Origin of the sequence: Streptosporangium saharense (genome assembly GCF_014203715.1) — a bacterium.
GTDB classification, from domain to species: Bacteria; Actinomycetota; Actinomycetes; order Streptosporangiales; family Streptosporangiaceae; genus Streptosporangium; species Streptosporangium saharense.
Genome location: NZ_JACHJP010000015.1, coordinates 46806 through 63918, shown reverse-complemented (window position 1 = coordinate 63918; position 17113 = coordinate 46806). Strand labels below are relative to the sequence as shown.

The 17113-nt window shown below is 70.3% G+C and carries 17 protein-coding genes; 9 read left to right on the top strand and 8 right to left on the bottom strand.

What is annotated here, in order from left to right; genetic code table 11:
• Nucleotides 1-2 precede the first annotated feature (2 nt).
• Nucleotides 3-986: an alpha-ketoacid dehydrogenase subunit beta gene (locus FHS44_RS38385; protein ID WP_184725189.1), complete on the bottom strand. Its 984-nt coding sequence runs from the start codon at nt 984-986 to the stop codon at nt 3-5.
• Nucleotides 983-2074, bottom strand: a complete 1092-nt coding sequence (pdhA, locus tag FHS44_RS38380) for a pyruvate dehydrogenase (acetyl-transferring) E1 component subunit alpha (protein ID WP_184725187.1) — start codon at nt 2072-2074, stop codon at nt 983-985. The genes FHS44_RS38385 and pdhA overlap by 4 nt, the downstream gene beginning before the upstream one ends.
• A gap of 334 nt (nt 2075-2408) precedes the next feature.
• Here pdhA and purS point away from each other — a divergent pair, with 334 nt between their 5' ends.
• The 4 genes from purS to purL all read left to right on the top strand — a co-directional run bounded on the left by purS (nt 2409) and on the right by purL (nt 6539).
• Entirely contained in the window at nt 2409-2654 is a 246-nt protein-coding gene (gene purS, locus FHS44_RS38375; RefSeq protein ID WP_184725185.1) for a phosphoribosylformylglycinamidine synthase subunit PurS, read from the top strand.
• 209 nt (nt 2655-2863) lie between these two features.
• The gene (locus tag FHS44_RS38370) at nt 2864-3412 is read left to right on the top strand and encodes an ATP-binding protein (protein WP_312863990.1); all 549 of its coding nucleotides are present in this window, start codon (nt 2864-2866) and stop codon (nt 3410-3412) included.
• Between the two features lie 173 nt (nt 3413-3585).
• Nucleotides 3586-4269 (top strand): phosphoribosylformylglycinamidine synthase subunit PurQ, encoded by a 684-nt coding sequence (purQ, locus tag FHS44_RS38365; protein ID WP_184725183.1) that lies wholly within the window; start codon nt 3586-3588, stop codon nt 4267-4269.
• Nucleotides 4266-6539, top strand: a complete 2274-nt coding sequence (gene purL / locus FHS44_RS38360; RefSeq protein WP_184725181.1) for a phosphoribosylformylglycinamidine synthase subunit PurL — start codon at nt 4266-4268, stop codon at nt 6537-6539. The genes purQ and purL overlap by 4 nt, the downstream gene beginning before the upstream one ends.
• Before the next feature lie 127 nt (nt 6540-6666).
• On the opposite strand, the gene FHS44_RS42145 is transcribed toward purL, so the two are convergent.
• The gene (locus FHS44_RS42145) at nt 6667-6792 is read right to left on the bottom strand and encodes a hypothetical protein (RefSeq protein WP_281401718.1); all 126 of its coding nucleotides are present in this window, start codon (nt 6790-6792) and stop codon (nt 6667-6669) included.
• Between the two features lie 84 nt (nt 6793-6876).
• Nucleotides 6877-7506: a TetR/AcrR family transcriptional regulator gene (locus FHS44_RS38355; RefSeq protein ID WP_184725179.1), complete on the bottom strand. Its 630-nt coding sequence runs from the start codon at nt 7504-7506 to the stop codon at nt 6877-6879.
• A 66-nt stretch (nt 7507-7572) separates the two neighbouring features.
• Between FHS44_RS38355 and FHS44_RS38350 the strand changes: the two genes are divergently transcribed.
• Together FHS44_RS38350 and FHS44_RS38345 are read left to right on the top strand one after the other, a co-directional pair.
• On the top strand, nt 7573-7851 hold the full coding sequence (locus FHS44_RS38350) for a hypothetical protein (protein ID WP_184725177.1): 279 nt from the start codon (nt 7573-7575) through the stop codon (nt 7849-7851).
• On the top strand, nt 7848-7988 hold the full coding sequence (locus FHS44_RS38345; protein WP_184725175.1) for a hypothetical protein: 141 nt from the start codon (nt 7848-7850) through the stop codon (nt 7986-7988). The genes FHS44_RS38350 and FHS44_RS38345 overlap by 4 nt, the downstream gene beginning before the upstream one ends.
• 164 nt (nt 7989-8152) lie before the next feature.
• Here the strand turns inward: FHS44_RS38345 and FHS44_RS38340 are convergent, their stop codons facing one another.
• Nucleotides 8153-9097 (bottom strand): collagen-like domain-containing protein, encoded by a 945-nt coding sequence (locus tag FHS44_RS38340; protein WP_221461800.1) that lies wholly within the window; start codon nt 9095-9097, stop codon nt 8153-8155.
• Between the two features lie 176 nt (nt 9098-9273).
• On the opposite strand from FHS44_RS38340, the gene FHS44_RS38335 reads away from it, so the two are divergent.
• Nucleotides 9274-10770, top strand: coding sequence for an MFS transporter (locus tag FHS44_RS38335; protein WP_184725173.1), 1497 nt, complete (start codon nt 9274-9276; stop codon nt 10768-10770).
• On the opposite strand, the gene FHS44_RS38330 is transcribed toward FHS44_RS38335, so the two are convergent.
• Entirely contained in the window at nt 10762-11430 is a 669-nt protein-coding gene (locus FHS44_RS38330) for a TetR/AcrR family transcriptional regulator (RefSeq protein WP_246436696.1), read from the bottom strand. The genes FHS44_RS38335 and FHS44_RS38330 overlap by 9 nt on opposite strands.
• Nucleotides 11431-11512: 82 nt before the next feature.
• On the opposite strand from FHS44_RS38330, the gene FHS44_RS38325 reads away from it, so the two are divergent.
• Nucleotides 11513-12952, top strand: coding sequence for a DHA2 family efflux MFS transporter permease subunit (locus FHS44_RS38325; RefSeq protein ID WP_184725169.1), 1440 nt, complete (start codon nt 11513-11515; stop codon nt 12950-12952).
• A 64-nt stretch (nt 12953-13016) separates the two neighbouring features.
• Here FHS44_RS38325 and FHS44_RS38320 read toward each other — a convergent pair whose 3' ends face one another.
• Nucleotides 13017-15086, bottom strand: a complete 2070-nt coding sequence (locus tag FHS44_RS38320) for a PhoX family protein (protein ID WP_312863989.1) — start codon at nt 15084-15086, stop codon at nt 13017-13019.
• A gap of 145 nt (nt 15087-15231) precedes the next feature.
• Between FHS44_RS38320 and FHS44_RS38315 the strand changes: the two genes are divergently transcribed.
• Nucleotides 15232-15678: a sterol carrier family protein gene (locus tag FHS44_RS38315; RefSeq protein WP_184725165.1), complete on the top strand. Its 447-nt coding sequence runs from the start codon at nt 15232-15234 to the stop codon at nt 15676-15678.
• A gap of 86 nt (nt 15679-15764) precedes the next feature.
• Here FHS44_RS38315 and FHS44_RS38310 read toward each other — a convergent pair whose 3' ends face one another.
• Nucleotides 15765-16763: a hypothetical protein gene (locus FHS44_RS38310; RefSeq protein WP_221461816.1), complete on the bottom strand. Its 999-nt coding sequence runs from the start codon at nt 16761-16763 to the stop codon at nt 15765-15767.
• Between the last annotated feature and the right edge of the window lie 350 nt (nt 16764-17113).

Sequence of the window (17113 nt, the reverse complement as noted above, 5' to 3'; positions counted from 1 at the left end):
CTCTAGAACGCGAACACGCGGTCGACGGCTTCGAGGACCCGGTCCAGGTCCGGGAGGTAGTGGTCCTCCAGCCTTGAGGGCGGGTAGGGGGTCGAGGGCCCGCCGACCCGCAGCACCGGGGCCTCCAGGCTGTAGAAGCACCGCTCGGTGACCCTGGCGGCGATCTCGGCGCCGAACCCGTTGTAGATGGGGGCCTCGTGGACCACGATGCACCGTCCGGTACGGCTCACCGACTCCACGACCCGGTCCACGTCGAGCGGGTTGAGCGAGCGCAGATCGACCACCTCGACGGACCTGCCGTCGTCCTCGGCCGCCGTCGCGGCCTCAAGACAGGTCTTCACCATCGGCCCGTAGGCCAGCAGCGTCACGTCACTGCCCTGCCGTACGACCCTGGCCTGGTCGAAGGGGGTCCAGTCGGCGGCGGAGGCGGCGGTGTCCACCTCGGCCTTCTCCCAGTAGCGGCGCTTGGGCTCGAAGAAGACGACGGGGTCGTCGCTCCTGATCGCCTGCTGGATCATGGTGTAGCCGTCCACGGGGTTGGAGCAGGCCACGACCCGCAGACCGGCGGTGTGGGTGAAGTAGGCCTCCGGCGACTCGCTGTGGTGCTCGACCGCGCCGATGCCGCCGCCGCAGGGGATGCGCACCACGACGGGCAGCCGCAGCTTGCCCAGCGAGCGCAGCGGCATCTTGGCGAGCTGGGTGATGATCTGGTCGGCGGCCGGGAAGACGAACCCGTCGAACTGGATCTCGCAGACCGGACGATAGCCCCTGAGCGCGAGGCCGATCGCGGTGCCGATGATGCCCGACTCGGCAAGCGGGGTGTCGATGACGCGCTGCTCGCCGAAGTCCTTCTGCAGGCCGTCCGTGACGCGGAAGACGCCGCCGAGCTTGCCGACGTCCTCGCCCATGATCAGGACCTTGGGGTCGTCCTCCATGGCCTTGCGCATGCCCTCGTTGAGTGCCTTGGCCAGCGTGAGACTCGTCATCCCTCGAACCCCTCCAGGTAGGCGGCGAACTCCGCGCGCTCCTCCTCCATCAGCCGGTGCGGCTCCGCGTACACGTGGTCGAAGATCGCCAGTGGTTCGGGGTCGGGCAGCGCCAGGCAACGCTTGCGGACGTCCTTGCCCAGTTCGTCGGCCTCGGCGTCGATCGCGTCGAAGAAGTCCTGGTCGGCGAGCTGGTTCTTGAACATGTAGGCGCGGACCCGCTCGATCGGGTCCTTGAGCTTCCACGCCTCAAGCTCGCTGGCCACCCGGTAGCGGGTGGGGTCGTCGGAGGTGGTGTGCGCGCCCATCCGGTAGGTGAAGGCCTCGATGAGCGTGGGTCCCTGCCCCGAGCGCACGTCGGCCAGCGCCTTGCGGGTGACCGCCAGGCAGGCCAGGACGTCGTTGCCGTCCACCCGGATGCCGGGGAAGCCGAAGCCACTGGCCCTGCGGTACAGCGGGATGCGGGTCTGCTTCTCCAGCGGCTCGGAGATGGCCCACTGGTTGTTCTGGCAGAAGAACACCACGGGCGCGTTGAAGACCGAGGCCCAGATGAACGACTCGTTCACGTCGCCCTGCGAGGTGGCGCCGTCGCCGAAGTAGACCAGCGTGGCGTTCTCGGCGCCGTCGCGCTGCACGCCCATGGCGTAGCCGACGGCGTGCAAAGTCTGGCTGCCGATGACGATCGTGTAGAGGTGGAAGTTGTGCTCCGCCGGGTCCCAGCCTCCGTGGTTGACCCCGCGGAACATGCCCAGGAGGTTCACCGGGTCCACGCCCCTGCACCAGGCGACACCGTGCTCGCGGTAGGTGGGGAAGACCATGTCCGTCGCGGCGAGCGCCCGTCCGGAACCGATCTGCGCGGCCTCCTGGCCGAGCAGGGAGGCCCACAGGCCGAGTTCACCCTGACGTTGCAGGGCGACCGCCTCCAGGTCGACGCGACGCACCAGGACCAGGTCCCGGTAGAGGCCGCGGATCTCCTCTGGAGTCAGGTCGATGTCGTAGTCGGGATGCTCGACCCGTTCCCCTTCCGGGGTCAGCAACTGGACGAGCTCCGCAGGTGCTTGCGCACCACGAGGGGCCTCGGCTGTCACGTGCCACTCCTGTGTGCTCAGGGCCTTGGGGGGTGGGTTCACCACCGCTGTTTGGCCGGTTAGCAGCGCATCCGATCCGACTGGTGGTGGTTCGTCTGCGTTTGTGGACATCGTGGCAGAGGTCACATACCCCTGCGCAAGACCTGCCTCGACATCCATCGCGCTCCCTCGTCCCCGCCGGATCACCCCTCTCACCCTCGCATGGACCGCTCCCCTGGCGCACGGACCGGTATGTCACACCCGCCGCCTTCGCCGGGACCCCGCGACGAAACGCCTCCGAGGCCCGTTACTCTTGAGGCGCCCGACCGTCCCCGCAGCGACCAGGAGGAACACCGTGGCGCGCGTCATCGTCGACGTCATGCTGAAGCCCGAGATTCTCGACGCCCAGGGCCAGGCCATCGCCCGCGCGCTGCCGCGACTCGGTTTCTCCGGCGTCTCCGCGGTACGGCAGGGCAAGCGCTTCGAGGTCGAGATCGACGGCCCCGCCGACGAGGCGGCCCTCGCCGAGGTGCGGAAGATGGCCGAGACCCTGCTGGCCAACACCGTGATCGAGGACTACACGGTCACCGCCGAGTCCTAGACCCGGCTGTCGCGGCGAAGATCCACACAGGTCCGGGAACGTCCCTTATCGTCGGGGTAGATCCCCTACGCCCAGGTAGATCACTTTCTGGACCTGCCATAATCCCACAGCTTGACCAACACTAAATAACATTAAGGTTATTTTGCGGTTAGCCCGGATTCCGCGGGGAAACCTTGACAGGGTGACGTCTGGCCCGGGAAGGGGATCCGGTGGATATCGAGTTCTCGCTGGCTCTGCCAAGAGAGGCCGTCGGCATACCGATGGTCCGCAGGGCCCTGGGCGACTCGCTTCGCTCACTCGGCGTCACGGAAAGCTGCGTGTCCGACATCCTGCTCGCGGTCACCGAGGCCTGTGCCAACGCCGTACGGCATGGCGGTCCCGCCAACCGCTACGAGGTCGAGGTCGCGGTCGGTTACGGCCGCTGTGACGTCCAGGTCATCGACAGGGGGCAGGGCCTGGCCCGGCTCCCCGAGCACTACCCGCCCGGTGACACGGAGAACGGCCGGGGCATCCTGATCATGCAGGCCGTGGTCGACGAGATCACCTTCGGCGTCACCCCGGGCCGGGGCACGACCGTTCACCTGCGCAAGCACCTCGACTGGAACGAGGACGCGCTGCTGCTGCGCGAGAGCCTCGCCTACGACGGTCTCATCCACGAGGGCCTCATGCGCGACAGCCGTTCGCGCGACGGACTCGCCCACGACGGCCTCACCCGCGACCGGCTCGCACGCGAGGCCCGCGTGCTCGCCTCGGTGTGAGAGAGCCCACAGTTTCACCAGGTCACGTGCCTGACAAGGCCATGCCGTACGGCCCGGCGACCTGCGCGTGTGACCCGCCTGCCGGGAACGGATAGCCTGGGCGCACCGCCGCAGACCGCTGTCCACCGTGAGAGACACCGGCGCGGCGCTCGTTTGTGGAGGGGAACGCTGTCATGAGTGCTGCCCGCGTGGGCGTCGTCATTTTTCCCGGAACTCTTGACGATCAGGACGCGGCCCGTGCCGTGCGTCACGCGGGCGGCGAGGCCGTTCCGCTGTGGCACGCCGACCCCGATCTCAAGGGGGTGGACGCGGTCTTCCTGCCCGGCGGGTTCTCCTACGGGGACTACCTGCGGTGCGGGGCCATCTCCAGGTTCGCGCCCCTGATGGAGGAGCTGATCCCGGCGGCCAGGGCCGGGCTTCCCGTCCTGGGCACCTGCAACGGCTTCCAGATCCTCTGCGAGGCCCACCTGCTGCCCGGCGCGCTGATGCGCAACGCGGGGCTGCACTACATCTGCCGCGACCAGGGCATCCGGGTCGAGAGCACCGCGACCCCCTGGACCTCCGACTTCACCGAGGGCCAGGAGATCGTGCTGCCGATCAAGCACGGCGAGGGCCGCTACGTGGCCGACCAGGAGACCCTGAGCGCCATCGAGGCCAACGGGCAGGTCGTCTTCCGCTACGTCGGGGGCAACCCGAACGGCTCGCTGAACGACATCGCGGGCATCCGCAACGAGGCGGGCAACATCGTCGGCCTCATGCCGCACCCCGAGCACGCGGTCGAGGACCTCACCGGCGCCCCGAGCACGGACGGCCGCGGGTTCTTCACCTCCGTCCTGAAGAAGCTGGTGAACCTGTGAGCGAGCGCCCCGAAGTGACCCTGGACACCGTCAAGCGCGCCCAGGACACGCCCGAGGAGCGGCAGCCGTACGCCGAGCTGGGCATGAAGACCGACGAGTACGAGCGGGTCCGCGAGATCCTCGGCCGCAGGCCGACCAGCTCCGAGCTGGCCATCTACAGCGTCATGTGGAGCGAGCACTGCTCCTACAAGTCCTCCAAGGTGCACCTGCGTCAGTTCGGCACCAAGGCGCCCGCCTCCGAGGCCCTGCTCGTCGGCATGGGCGAGAACGCCGGCGTCGTGGACGTCGGCGACGGCTGGGCCGCCACCTTCAAGATCGAGTCGCACAACCACCCGTCCTACGTCGAGCCGCACCAGGGCGCGGCGACCGGGGTCGGCGGCATCGTGCGCGACATCATGTCGATGGGCGCCAGGCCGATCGCGGTCATGGACGCCCTGCGCTTCGGCGCCGCCGACGCCCACGACACGCGGCGGGTGCTGCCCGGCGTGGTCGAGGGCATCAGCCACTACGGCAACTGCCTCGGGCTGCCCAACATCGGCGGCGAGGTCGTCTTCGACCCCTGCTACATCGGCAACCCGCTGGTCAACGCGCTGTGCGTCGGCCTGCTCCGCAAGGACCAGATCAAGCTGGCCACCGCCCCGGGCCCCGGCAACAAGGTCGTGCTCTTCGGCGCGCTGACCGGCCCCGACGGCATCGGCGGCGCCTCGGTCCTGGCCTCGGCCACCTTCGAGGACGAGTCGCAGGCCAAGCGCCCCAGCGTCCAGGTCGGCGACCCGTTCATGGAGAAGCTCCTGATCGAGTGCTGCCTTGAGCTCTACCAGGCCGACGTGGTCGTGGGCATCCAGGACCTCGGCGCGGCCGGGGTCTCGTGCGCGACCACCGAGCTGGCGGCCAAGGGCACCGGTGGCATGGACGTCAGGCTGGACCTCGTCCCGCTGCGCGACCCGTCGCTGCGGCCCGAGGAGATCCTGATGAGCGAGTCGCAGGAACGCATGATGGCGGTCGTCACCCCCGACGACATCGACGCCTTCATGGCGATCTGCGCCAGGTGGGACATCCCGGCGACCGTGATCGGCGAGGTCACCGACGGCGGACGCCTGGTGATGACCTGGCACGGCGAGACCATCGTGGACATCCCGCCCGGCACTGCGGCCGACGAGGGTCCCGTCTACGAGCGGCCCTTCCACGAGCCCGCGGGACAGGCCGCCCTGAACGCCGACGGCCCCTCGCGGCTGCCCCGCCCCGAGGACCTGCGCGCCACGCTGCTGCGGCTGCTCGGCTCGCCGAACCTCGCCTCAAAGGAGTGGGTCACCTCCCAGTACGACCGCTACGTGCGGGGCAACACCGTGCTGGCCCAGCCCGCCGACGCCGGGGTGCTGCGCATCAGCGAGGTCATGCCGGGTGCCGAGGAGACGACCAGGGGCATCGCGCTCTCCACGGACGGCAACGGCCGCTACGCCAGGCTCGACCCGTACGCGGGCGCGCAGCTCGCGCTGGCCGAGGCCTACCGCAACGTCGCGGTGACCGGCGCCACCCCGCTCGCGGTGACCAACTGCCTCAACTTCGGCTCCCCCGAGGACCCCGAGGTCATGTGGCAGTTCGCCGAGGCCACCCGGGGGCTCGCCGACGCCTGCAAGGCCCTCGGGGTGCCGGTGACCGGCGGCAACGTCTCCTTCTACAACCAGACGGGCTCGACCGCGATCCACCCGACCCCGGTCGTCGGCGTGCTGGGCGTGATCGACGACGTGGCGAAGCGGGTCCGCAGCGGCTTCACGGCTCCCGACCAGAAGGTGCTGCTGCTCGGCGAGACCGAGGAGGAGTTCGGCGGCTCAGAGTGGGCGCACGTGGCCCACGGTCACCTCGGCGGCCTGCCGCCGAAGGCCGACCTGGAGGCCGAGCGCGCCCTGGCCCTGGTCCTCACCGAGGCGGCCTCACGCGGTCTGCTGACCGGCTCCCACGACCTGTCGGACGGTGGTCTGGCCATCGCCCTGGCCGAGTCGGTCATCGCCCAGGGGGTCGGTGCCACGGTCACCCTGCCGGAGGACGACGCGTTCGTCTCGCTGTTCAGTGAGTCGTCCAGCCGTGCGCTGGTGACGGTTGCCCCCGAGTCGTTCGAGGCCATCGCCGAGCTGTGCGCGGCCAACGAGGTGCCCTGCCAGTGCATCGGCCGTACGGGCGGCGAGGCGCTGGTCGTGGAGAACGTCCTGGAGATCCCGGTCGCCGAGCTTCGGGAGACGCACACCGCGACCCTCCCGGCCATCTTCGGCTGATCCTTCCCCGTCGGGGGGTACGGCTCGCGAGCCGTACCCCCCGACGGCGTTTCTCACGGCTCTTCGTGCTTTTCGGCCCTGTTTTCGCGGTTCTCGCGCGCCCTGGTCCCGGCTCCCGGCGCGCCGGTCACTGCTCCTGCTCCTGCTCCGGCTTCTCGTGCTTGCCCGGCCTGGTCCGGGGGTCTGCCTGCTGCCTGGTCAGCGACGGTACGAAGTCCTTCTCCTCGACGGGCTTGCCCTCGTGCTTTCCCATGGAGGTTTCCCTTCTCGCGGGGCTCCCGGCTTGAAGTACTCACGGTGACTGTAACCTCGCTCCTCGTGTCCGAGGAGGGGACAATCAGCTCCCCTGACGGGTCAGGCCGTCGAGATGGTCCCGCAGGACGTCGAGGCAGGCCTCCGGCGACAGCAGGTCGGGGTAGAGAACGGTGTTCAGGCTGAGGCCGTCGATCAGTGAGCTGAGCCGTTCGGTCTCGACGTCGAGGTCCAGGTCGGGCCGCAGGGTCTCGGAGTCCATCGCGCGCCGGAGGATCCTCCTGACGAGGGCCCGCGCCCCCACGGCGGCCTCGCGGGCGAGCCCGGCGTCGATCGCCGGGTGGGTCCTGGCCGCGGTGACGAAGTCGACGAAGACCGCGACCTCGACGCGGCGGGTCTCGTCGAGGGGAAGCAGTTCGGCGAGCAGGTCGAGGGAGAGCCGTCGCCGCTGCTCCAGGGTGAGGGCGCCCACGTCCCCCGCCTCGTCGATGCGACGCATCAGCCGCCCGCTCACCCGGTCGAGCATGGCCCGCATGGCGAAGCCCATCAGCTCCTGCTGGTTGGCGAAGTAGTGCCGCAGGGAGCCGATGTTCAGCCCTGCCTCGTCCGCCACGGCGCGCAGGGACGCCCGTTGCAGACCCTCCCTGAAGACGACCCTGAACAGCGCGTCCACGACGTCGGCGCGACGGGCGACCGGATCCACCTGCTTGGGCATGCCTCTTTTTATCACACCTGTGATACCTTCGATTTATCACACCTGTGATAAATCGAAGGAGGAGCCGTGGAAACGGTGCTCACCCTGATGCTCGTCAGGTTCGGACTGATCGCCGGGGGTCTCGTGGTGGTCGCCCTGGTCCTGTTCGGCGTCGCCGTCACGCTCAGGCGCCGGGGCAGGGGCGCGCAGGTCCGCCGATACGCGGAGACCGCCGCCGACTATCTCGCCGCCCGCGACGCCGTACGACCCCGGCGAGGTGGTTCCCGTGGGCGGCTGGCCGGTGAGGCGGTCAGGTTCGCCGCCCGCTATCTGGAGGACGACCGCCGCGGGAAGGACAACCGGTGACCGGGGGTTCGGAACTGCTCGGCCACCTGCTGCACGACCTGCTGGTCAAGGGGATCATCGTGGCCGTCGCCCTGGTCGTCCTCGCCGTCGGCATGACGATCATCTGGAGGGGTGCCTCCCGCGACCGTGATCGGTGACCCGGGGGCGCCACCGAGCACGAAAGACGGAAGGTCCCTCCCGGAGTGCGGCCGGAGAGGGACCTTCCTGGTCCTGCGCGGAGTCGCGTGAGGTTGGGTGTCCCGAGCCCGCCCTCACGCGACTCGCGGGATCCTGTCGTTCCGTACGGCGTGCGCCGCGGACGTCAGGACTTCTTCAGGCAGACCACGTAGACGGAGCCCTTGGAGCCGTAGCCGCTGCTGCCCGAGAGGATCTTCTCCAGCTCGACGCTCCAGCCGTTGGAGCCGTTGGGAGCCGACTTGGAGGCGACGTACTTGTTGTCGCTGATGCTGTAGCCGCCACCGGTCGCGAGCTCGCCCGTGTTGCAGCTCGCCGTACCGCCGCTGCTGTCGAGGCTGGCCGAGGCGGTGCGCACGCTCAGCGTGACGTTCCCGCCGCCGCTGCCCGGCTCGCCCTTGGGGCCCTGCGGACCGGCCGGACCCTGCTCACCCTTCGGGCCCTGGGCGCCCTGCTCGCCCTTTTCACCCTTGGGACCCTGGGAACCGGGCCTGCCGTTCTCGCCGTCACGGCCGTTCTTGCCGTCCGTACCGTTCTTGCCGGCCGGACCCTGGGGACCCTGCTCGCCCTTGGCCCCAGGCTCGCCCTTGTCACCCTTGAGACCCTGCGGGCCCTGAGCGCCCTGCTCGCCCTTGGGGCCCTGCTCGCCGTCCTTGCCGTCCTTGCCGTCCTTGCCGGGGACGCCCTGGGGACCCTGCTCGCCCTTGTCACCCTTGAGGCCCTGCGGGCCCTGCTTGCCCGGGAAGCCGCGGTCGCCCTTGAGGCCCTGCGGACCGGCCGGACCCTGTGCCCCGTCCTTGCCCGGCGCGCCCTGCGGCCCACGGGGGCCGGAGCTGGCGATGCCCTGGCTGCCGCCGCTGCCGTCACCCCAGGTCACCCGGATCTCGGTGGTCCTGCACACGGCGGACGCGTTCACGATCCTGGCGTAACGCGTCTTCTTGTTCACACAGGCGTGAACCTCGGAACCGGCCGTGGCGGCGACGGCGCTGCCGCCCACGGTGAGCATGGTTCCGGCCAGCACTCCGACGGCCGCGACACTGAGTGTGCGGGCGCCCGGCACCTTGAAAGCCACGAGGCTTCCTCTCTGCTACACCAGTTACTGGTGTGGTGGAAGGGGTCATTTAGGACACGCTTGAACCGTTCCAACCGTTGCCATATGAAACGTCACGTTTTCATATCGCCGTCATCCGCGCAGGTAGACGGGACCCTCGAAGGTGCCGGGAATCCCGGTAGGTCAAACTGGGATATATGGTCGCCAACCCCCAGGACGTGCCAGACTCCCCCGAATACGCCGCGAAGCTCCGGCACGCCTGGCGCGTCTGCTCGGTGACCAGCCTCGGCATGCTGCTCATCGGCATCTCGGGCAGCACGCTCAACGTCGCGTTGCCCGAGGTCGTCAGGCACTTCCACGCCGACGCGTTCGCCTCGGGGTGGATCCTGCTGTCGTTCCTGCTCGTCAACACCGCGTGCCTGGTGTTCTTCGGCAGGGTGGCCGACCTGCTCGGGCGCAGGGAGGTCTACCTGACCGGATTCGCCCTCTTCGCGGTGGCGTCGCTGCTGGCGGGGCTGTCGCCGGGGGTGTGGTTCCTGGTCGCGATGCGGGTGCTCCAGGCCGTCGGGGCGGCGATGATCCTGGCCAACGGAACCGTGATCATCACGGACGCCTTCCCCCCGGACCGGCTCAGCCAGGGCATGGGCGTCTACATCGGCACCCTGTCGGTCGCCCAGCTCGCCGGTCCCACGCTCGGCGGACTGGTCGCGCAGGCCGCGGGCTGGCAGTGGATCTTCTGGGTGAACGTGCCGCCCGCGCTGGCCGCCGTCGTCTGGGGCGCCGCCACCCTGCGCAGGACACCGCGTGGCCGCCGCGAACCGATCGACATCCTCGGCAACCTCCTGGTGTTCGCCATGCTCTCCGCCGCGCTCGTCGCGCTCTCCGAGGCGGGCTCCCGCGGCCTGTCCAGCCCCGTGGTGATCACCGGCGCCGTGGTCGTCACGGTCCTGGCCCCGCTGCTGTTCCTCGTCGAGCGCAGGACCTCCAATCCGGTGCTGGACCTGCGGCTGTTCGGGCGGCGGATGCTGGCCTTCGCCAACGCGGCCTCCTTCTGCAGCGCGCTGGCCCGCGCCGCGCTGATCCTGCTGGTCGCGCTGTACTTCCAGGCGGCCAGGGGCGTGGACGCCGTCACCGCGGCGCTCGGCGTGCTCCCGCTGCCGATCGGCCTGGGGATCGCCTCACCGCTCGCGGGCGCGCTCGGCCGCAGGATCTCCCCCTACGCGATGAGCGTCGGCGGGGCCGTGATGAGCGTGACGGGCCTCGGCGTGCTGGCGATGACCACCGATCCGGCGACGCCGTACTGGATCGTCGGGGGTGGGCTGCTGCTGTGCGGGGGCGGCAACGGGGTCTTCCTGACCGGGAACACCACCCAGGTCATGGCCGCGCTGCCCAGCGGCAGTCTCGGCGTGGTGAACGGTTTCCGGCTGATGGTGATCAACGTCGGGGTCGTGCTCAGCGTCGCGGTCACGCTGAGCGTGCTGACCAGCCCGGTCAGCGCCGAGCTGCGCGGCCAGGTTTACGCGGGGACGCTGTCCAGCGTCTCGCCGGTCGCCGTCGAGCAGCTCATGACCGGTTTCCACAGGACCTACGCGGTGCTGTTCGCGGTCGCGCTCGCCGGTGCCGTCTGCGCCGCGCTCGCCAGGACGCCGAAGGGGCGCCCAGCCGTACCGGAAGAGGTCAGCGCCTCACGCTGACGATGCCGTACGGCGGGCCGCCATGACCTCGACACCGCCGATCAGCAGATCGACGCCGAAGGTGTCGTAGACCTCGGCCGAGCAGCCGTCCACGAGCGGGGCGGCCATCTCCACGATGTGCGGGTAGGAGTCGCGTGGCAGCGACTGCAGGCCGAGCCGCTTGACCCGTCTGGCCTCCGCCGCCTCCAGGTCCGACCGCCCGTGCCTGTCGCGGGCCTCCCCTCCGGCGAGGGCGATGGCGCCCTTCAGGAGGTATCTGGCGATCAGGCAGCTCTCCTCGTAGGTGAACCCGGCCTGGTTGATCAGGCCGAGAGCGGTGTCCCACACGCGCAGGAAGCTCGGCACCTCCATCTGGTCCACTTCCTCAAGCACGGAGGCGGCGCACGCGTGCCGCCGCAGCACGTCGACCAGGCCGCCGACGAGCCTGCGCAGCCGCTCGTTCCACGGCCCGGTCGCGTCCTCCTCGGTCGCGAAGCCGCGCACGAGGTGGTCGCCCATGCCGACGGTGAGCTGCTCCTTGTTCTTGAAGTGCCAGTACAGCGCCATGGGCGTGACACCCAGGTCCTGGGCGAGCCGCCTGATGGTCACCGCCTGGAGTCCCTCGTCGTCACCGATGCGCAGAGCCTGCTCGATGACGGCGTCGCGGGTCAGTTTTCCCATCACGGTTGACAACTATACGCCGTACAAGCTCAACTATGCCATGTACATGTACAACGTATAAGTACGCCGTATAGGAGTTGACGTGGCAACCGGCCGTAGATGGTGGGCACTGGGAGCGATCTCCCTCGGGACCTTCACGACATATCTCGACAACAACGTGGTGAACGTCGCGCTGCCGACGATCCAGCGGGACCTCGGGCTGAGCCTGTCCGGGCTCGAATGGATCGTCAGCAGCTACATCCTGGTCTTCGCCGGACTGATGCTGGCCGGAGGACGGCTCGCCGACGTCCTCGGACGACGGCGGATCTTCGTGATCGGGCTGAGCGTCTTCACCCTGGCCTCCCTCGCCGCGGGCCTGGCCACCAACGGCGCCACGCTGATCGCCGCCAGGGCCGTGCAGGGCGTCGGCGCCGCGCTCCTGACCCCGACCGCGCTCGCCCTGATCAGATCCGTCTTCCCTGACGCGAAGGAACGCGCGACCGCCATCGGCCTGTGGAGCTCCGTCGGCGCGCTCGCCCTGGCCCTCGGCCCGCTGACCGGCGGATTCATCAGCGAGAACTGGCACTGGGGCTGGATCTACCTGATCAACGTGCCCGTCGGGCTGGCGACGATCGGCCTGACCCTCTGGGCGATCAGGGACACCTCCGACGAGCGCGTACGGCACGGCCTCGACCTGCCCGGCCTGGCCACGTCGAGCCTCGCGATGTTCACCCTGACCTACGCGCTCATCGAGGGCGGACGGGCCGGATGGACCTCGCCGGAGATCCTCGGCGCGTTCGGGCTGGCCGTCGCCTCGGCGCTGGCGTTCGTGGTGATCGAGCGCCGCAGCCGGGAACCCATGATCGACCTGTCGCTGTTCAGGTCGCGGGTGGTCAGCGGGGGCATGCTCTCGATCGGCCTGTGGGCGTTCGGCGTGTTCGGGATCTACTTCTTCACCGCGCTCTACATGCAGAACGCGCTGGGCTTCTCCCCCCTTGAGGCCGGGGCCTCCTTCGTGCCGATGGCCCTGCTGATGGCCGTGAGCGCCGGTCTCTCCCCCAGGATCAGCCAGCTCATCGGCACCGCGCTGACCGTGGCGGTGGGCCTCCTGGTGATGGCCGTGGCGTTCTTCGGGATCTCCTTCGTCGGCCAGGGCGGCACCATCGGCGACCTGCTGCCGTGGTTCCTGCTCTACGGGCTCGGCGGCGGCCTGCTCGTTCCGGTCACCACGACCGTGCTAGGCATGCTCCCCGCCGACCGCGCCGGGATCGCCGCGGGCGCGCTGAACGTCTCACGGGAGATCTTCGGCCTGCTCGGCATCACGATCCTCGGGGCCATCCTGAACGGCAGGCAGACGGCCTTCCTCGCGGACGGCGTGGCCCCGCTGACGGCCTTCCTCGACGCCTACCGGGGAACCCTGGTGATCGCGGCGGCCATCGTGCTGGTCGGAGTGCCGGTCAGCCTGTTCTCCCTGCGCCGCTCCGGCCAGGGACGGGACGAGGACAGGCCCACGGAGGCCGTACCGGCGATGGCCCAGGGATGAGAGGTACGGCGCCGCCCGCGCACCCCGCCCAGGGGGGCACGCGGGCGGCACCGGGCTCACCGGGTCAGGAACCGACCCTCCCGCCCCGCCGGTGCCAGGTGACCACCACGGCGGGGCGGGGCTGGCTCGTGCCCCCGTCCGGCCAGTGGCTGCTCGGCGCCTCCGGGGTGGCGCCGTTGGTCTCCCCGGGGTGCTGGATGGCCGTGAAGACACTGCGCTGGTCGGGACTGACCAGGGGACCGCAGGTCTCCGCGCCGACCGGGACGCTCAGGAACTGCTTGAGGTGGCCGCGCTCAGAACCGCGCACCGGCATGACGAACAGGCCGTCGTTGGCGCCGAGCTGGTTGCCGTCTGTGGAGATCCAGAGGTTGCCCTCGCCGTCGAAGGCGACGTTGTCCGGACAGGAGATCGGCGAGACCTTCGTCTTGTCGAACCCGGCGAAGTAGGTCGTCGGGTCGCTCGGGTCACCGCAGACCAGCGGCAGCGACCAGGAGAAGGTCGTGGCGCCCGCGTCGTCCCGCAGCTCCGTGATCTCCAGGATATGGCCGTGCTTGTTGGCGGGACGCGGGTTGGCCTCGTCCACCTGGGCCGGGGTCCGGTTGGTGTTGTTGGTCAGCGCCACGTAGACGCCCCCGGTGACCGGGTTGCGCTCCACGTCCTCGGGGCGGTCCATCTTGGTGGCGCCCACCTTGTCCGCCGCGATCCTGGTGTAGACGAGGACCTCCTGGGCCGTCATCCCCGGCACGTGCGAGACACCACCGGTCACCAGCGGGATCCACTGCCCGGAGCCGTCGAAACGCCCGTCCGAGGGCAGCTTGCCACTGCCGTCGATCTCCTTCACGGGGCTGTCGCCGGTGAACTTCGCGACGTACAGCGTGCCCTCGTCGAGCAGCGTCCGGTTGTGCCGGTCGAAGCCGGGGATGTAACGCCGCTTGGAGACGAACTTGTAAACGTACTCGAACCGGGAGTCGTCGCCCATGTAGGCCACGACCCGGCCGTCCCTGGCCAGCGTGGTGGTCGCGCCCTCGTGGGCGAGCCTGCCCAGGGCGGTGCGCTTGATCGGGGTCGAGGTGGGGTCGAACGGGTCGATCTCCACGATCCACCCGAACCTATTGATCTCATTGGGGTGCTTGGCCAGGTCGAAACGCTCCTCGACCCGGTCGAACCTGCGGTTGCCCGACGGGATGCCGGTCGTGGGGCTCACGCCGTACCGGGTCAGGTACGGCTTCTGCGCCTCGGGAACGCCGTTGCCGTTGACGAAGTACTGGTTGAAGTTCTCCTCGCCGCTCAGCACCGTCCCCCACGGCGTCGTGCCGCCCGCGCAGTTGTTGAGCGTGCCGACCGGGGTGGTGCCCGCCGGGTCGGCGGCCGTCCTGAGCAGGTCGCTGCCCGCCGCGGGGCCGGTGAAGCGCATCGGGGTCAGCGCCGTGATCCGCCGGTTGTAGCGGCGGCGTCCCCGGGTGACGAGCCGCCACTGCCCGGTCCCGCCGACCCGCTCGACCTCGACCACCGAGCCGCCGTGCGCGGCCAGCGCGATCCTGATCTGCTCCTCGGTCGCGGCCTCGCCGGTCGTGTAACCGCGGAACATCAGGTTCTCGTCGGTGTACTCGTGGTTGACCCAGAGCAGGCCACGCTGGGTGCCCAGCGGGAAGAAGGTGACGAAGTCGTTGTTGTAGCCGAACTGCTTGGCCTGCGCGGCCGCGGTCTGGTTCTCGAAGTCGAAGGCGGGCGCGTCGGGCAGCACCGGGTCACCCCAGCGCACGACCGGCGCCGTCTGGTAGCCCTCGGGAACCGTCACCCTGTCATCGGTGTTCGGCGGCACCGCGGTGAACCCGAGCCTGCCGTTGTTACCACTGTGACCGTGGTTGCCGTTGTGACCGGGGGTGGCCGCCGCGGGGGCGGCGCCCACGGCGACGGCGCCGAGCGCGAGCGCGCCGAGGGTGCCCGCGCGCAGCACCCCGCGACGCGAGACGATCTCGGCGACCACGTCCCCGAAGTAGGCGTTCTCGCTGGTGTTCTGCACGTCGTGGGCGCACTGGTTGCCGCAGCGGAACCGGCAGGTCAGCGCGCTGCGTCCCCCCTTGTGGGGGCTCGTCAGCAGGGGAAGCGCTCTACTCGGTGACACGTTCGCCACGTGGGCCTCCAAGGTTGTGTGCGATCGGTTCGGCTGGACGTTACGAGGACCCGGGTAACCCGAAGTGAACGACGCCTGCCCACCCGATGAAGCATGCGTCGCGATCCCCATCCACCCCCGGCCGGACTCGCGGGATGATGGGGGCGTGCCTCCTCACAAGCCGGACCCCGCCAAGGTCCACGCCGCCCTCGACGCCCAGCTCGACGCGCTCGGCGAGCCCCCCTACGACGGTGGGGAGACGCTCGCCGAGCTGCTCGGGGCCTGCGTCGCCGTGGTGCTGCGGGCCTACGACCGCGGTCTGCGCCCCGAGCGGGAGGCCGCCCGCCTCGCCGTACGGCACCTGCTCGACCGGCTGGCCACGGCGGCGCCCGGGCGGACCGTCGAGGTGCGGGTCCCGCCGTACGCCGCCGTGCAGTGCGTCGAGGGTCCCCGGCACACCCGGGGCACCCCGCCGAACGTGATCGAGACCGACGCGCTCACCTGGCTCGAACTGGCCACGGGCCGCCTGACCTGGGAACGCGCCTCAGACGAGGGCAGAGTCACAGCGAGCGGAAGCCGCGCCGACCTGTCCCCCCACCTCCCCGTCGTCTGAGGCCCTCACCGGCTCCCTCACGCGCCTTCCCGTCGCCTGGGAACCCTCACCACGCGGCCTTGCCCGTCATCTGAAGGCTTCCGCCGCTACGGCAACCACTGTGGCGCGCTCTGGACCTGCACGCCCAGCCGCTCCTCGACGCAGCGCTGCTGCAGATTCTGCGGCAGGTTCATGCAGTCGCCGACCCTGCTGTAGAACCACGTCAGGAACACCACGGCGAGGACCAGCGCCAGCGCGCTCAGCGCGATGCCCCAGATGGCACGGCCCCGGTTGGAGTTCTTGGCGAGGGCGACGAGGCCGATGATCAGTCCGGCGATGGCCGTCAGCACACCGAGGCCACACGCCAGGAGCAGGAAGATGCTCGCGATGCCCAGTACGAGCGCCGTCGTGCCGAGCCCGCCTCCCGACTTCTGGTACGGGCTCTGATAGCCCCCCTGGTACGGCGGCGCCCCCGGATAGCCGGGTCCCCCCGGTGTCAGCGGAGCCTGGTACGGCTGCCCCTGCCCGGCCCCCGGATACTCCTGACCCGCCCCTGGATACCCCTGACCGGTTCCCGGGTACCCCTGGCCTGTCTCTGGATACCCCTGAGGTCCCTGGCCGGTTCCCGGATAGCCCTGCTGCCCCTGGCCGTAGGGGCCTTCCTGGCTCTCCTGGCCGTGGGCGGCCTGCTGGCCGTAGGACGGCGCCTCCCACTCCCCGGGCCGCGCCTGCCCACCCTGCCCGCCGTACGGCGTGCCCCGCTCACCGGGTTCCTGCCCGTACGGCACGCCCTGCCCCGAAGTGCCCTGTCCCGAAGACTCCTGCCCGTACGGCGCGCCCTGCCCTGAAGCGCCCTGGGCCGGGGTGCCCCAAACCGGAGGCTCCTGTCCCGAAGTACCCGGAGGCTCCTCCCGGCCTGCGGCGTGGGCTCCCCGGCTCGGGGGACTCTGGCCGTACGGCGTGCCCTGGCCCCCGTAGGGACTGGTTCCGGGGATGCCCTCGGGACGCCCGGCGTGCTGCCCGCCGTACTGGCCGGGCTCGGGGTGCTGGAACCGCTCCGTGGAGTCGTTCTGAAGGGGTTCGGGAACCTCGGGAGCCGTCGGCATGTCGGGATGACGCGGGGTCACCGGCTCGTCGGGTATGGAGAGCGGCTCCCCCGGCGGCCTCTCCCACGGAGGCCTCTCGCCGGGCGGTCTCTCTCCCGGCCCGGGCGACCCCGGCCCCGGCCCTCCCGGACCCGGCGTTCCCGGCTCTCCAGGTTCGGGTGTTCCCGGCTCGCGGGGTACCGGGCCGCGTGGTTCGGGGGACCATGGCTCAGGCTCCTCGGGGATCGGGCGCCTGGGGTCGGGAGAGCGCGGCTCGGGCTCCTCCCCCGGGGCCGGGTCCCGGCCTGGCGTCTCCTCCGGCTCCCCCTCGGGCCACCGGTCCCGCTGCTCCCGCCGCGGATCAGGCTGGT

What these genes read in the sequence shown, in the direction of transcription:
- FHS44_RS38385 (WP_184725189.1), bottom strand. Translation starts at nt 986, where the DNA reads ATGACGAGTCTCACGCTGGCCAAGGCACTCAACGAGGGCATGCGCAAG.
- purQ (WP_184725183.1), top strand. Translation starts at nt 3,586, where the DNA reads ATGAGTGCTGCCCGCGTGGGCGTCGTCATTTTTCCCGGAACTCTTGAC.
- FHS44_RS42145 (WP_281401718.1), bottom strand. Translation starts at nt 6,792, where the DNA reads ATGGGAAAGCACGAGGGCAAGCCCGTCGAGGAGAAGGACTTCGTACCG.
- FHS44_RS38355 (WP_184725179.1), bottom strand. Translation starts at nt 7,506, where the DNA reads ATGCCCAAGCAGGTGGATCCGGTCGCCCGTCGCGCCGACGTCGTGGAC.
- FHS44_RS38335 (WP_184725173.1), top strand. Translation starts at nt 9,274, where the DNA reads ATGGTCGCCAACCCCCAGGACGTGCCAGACTCCCCCGAATACGCCGCG.
- FHS44_RS38330 (WP_246436696.1), bottom strand. Translation starts at nt 11,430, where the DNA reads ATGGGAAAACTGACCCGCGACGCCGTCATCGAGCAGGCTCTGCGCATC.
- FHS44_RS38310 (WP_221461816.1), bottom strand. Translation starts at nt 16,763, where the DNA reads ATGCCGACGGCTCCCGAGGTTCCCGAACCCCTTCAGAACGACTCCACG.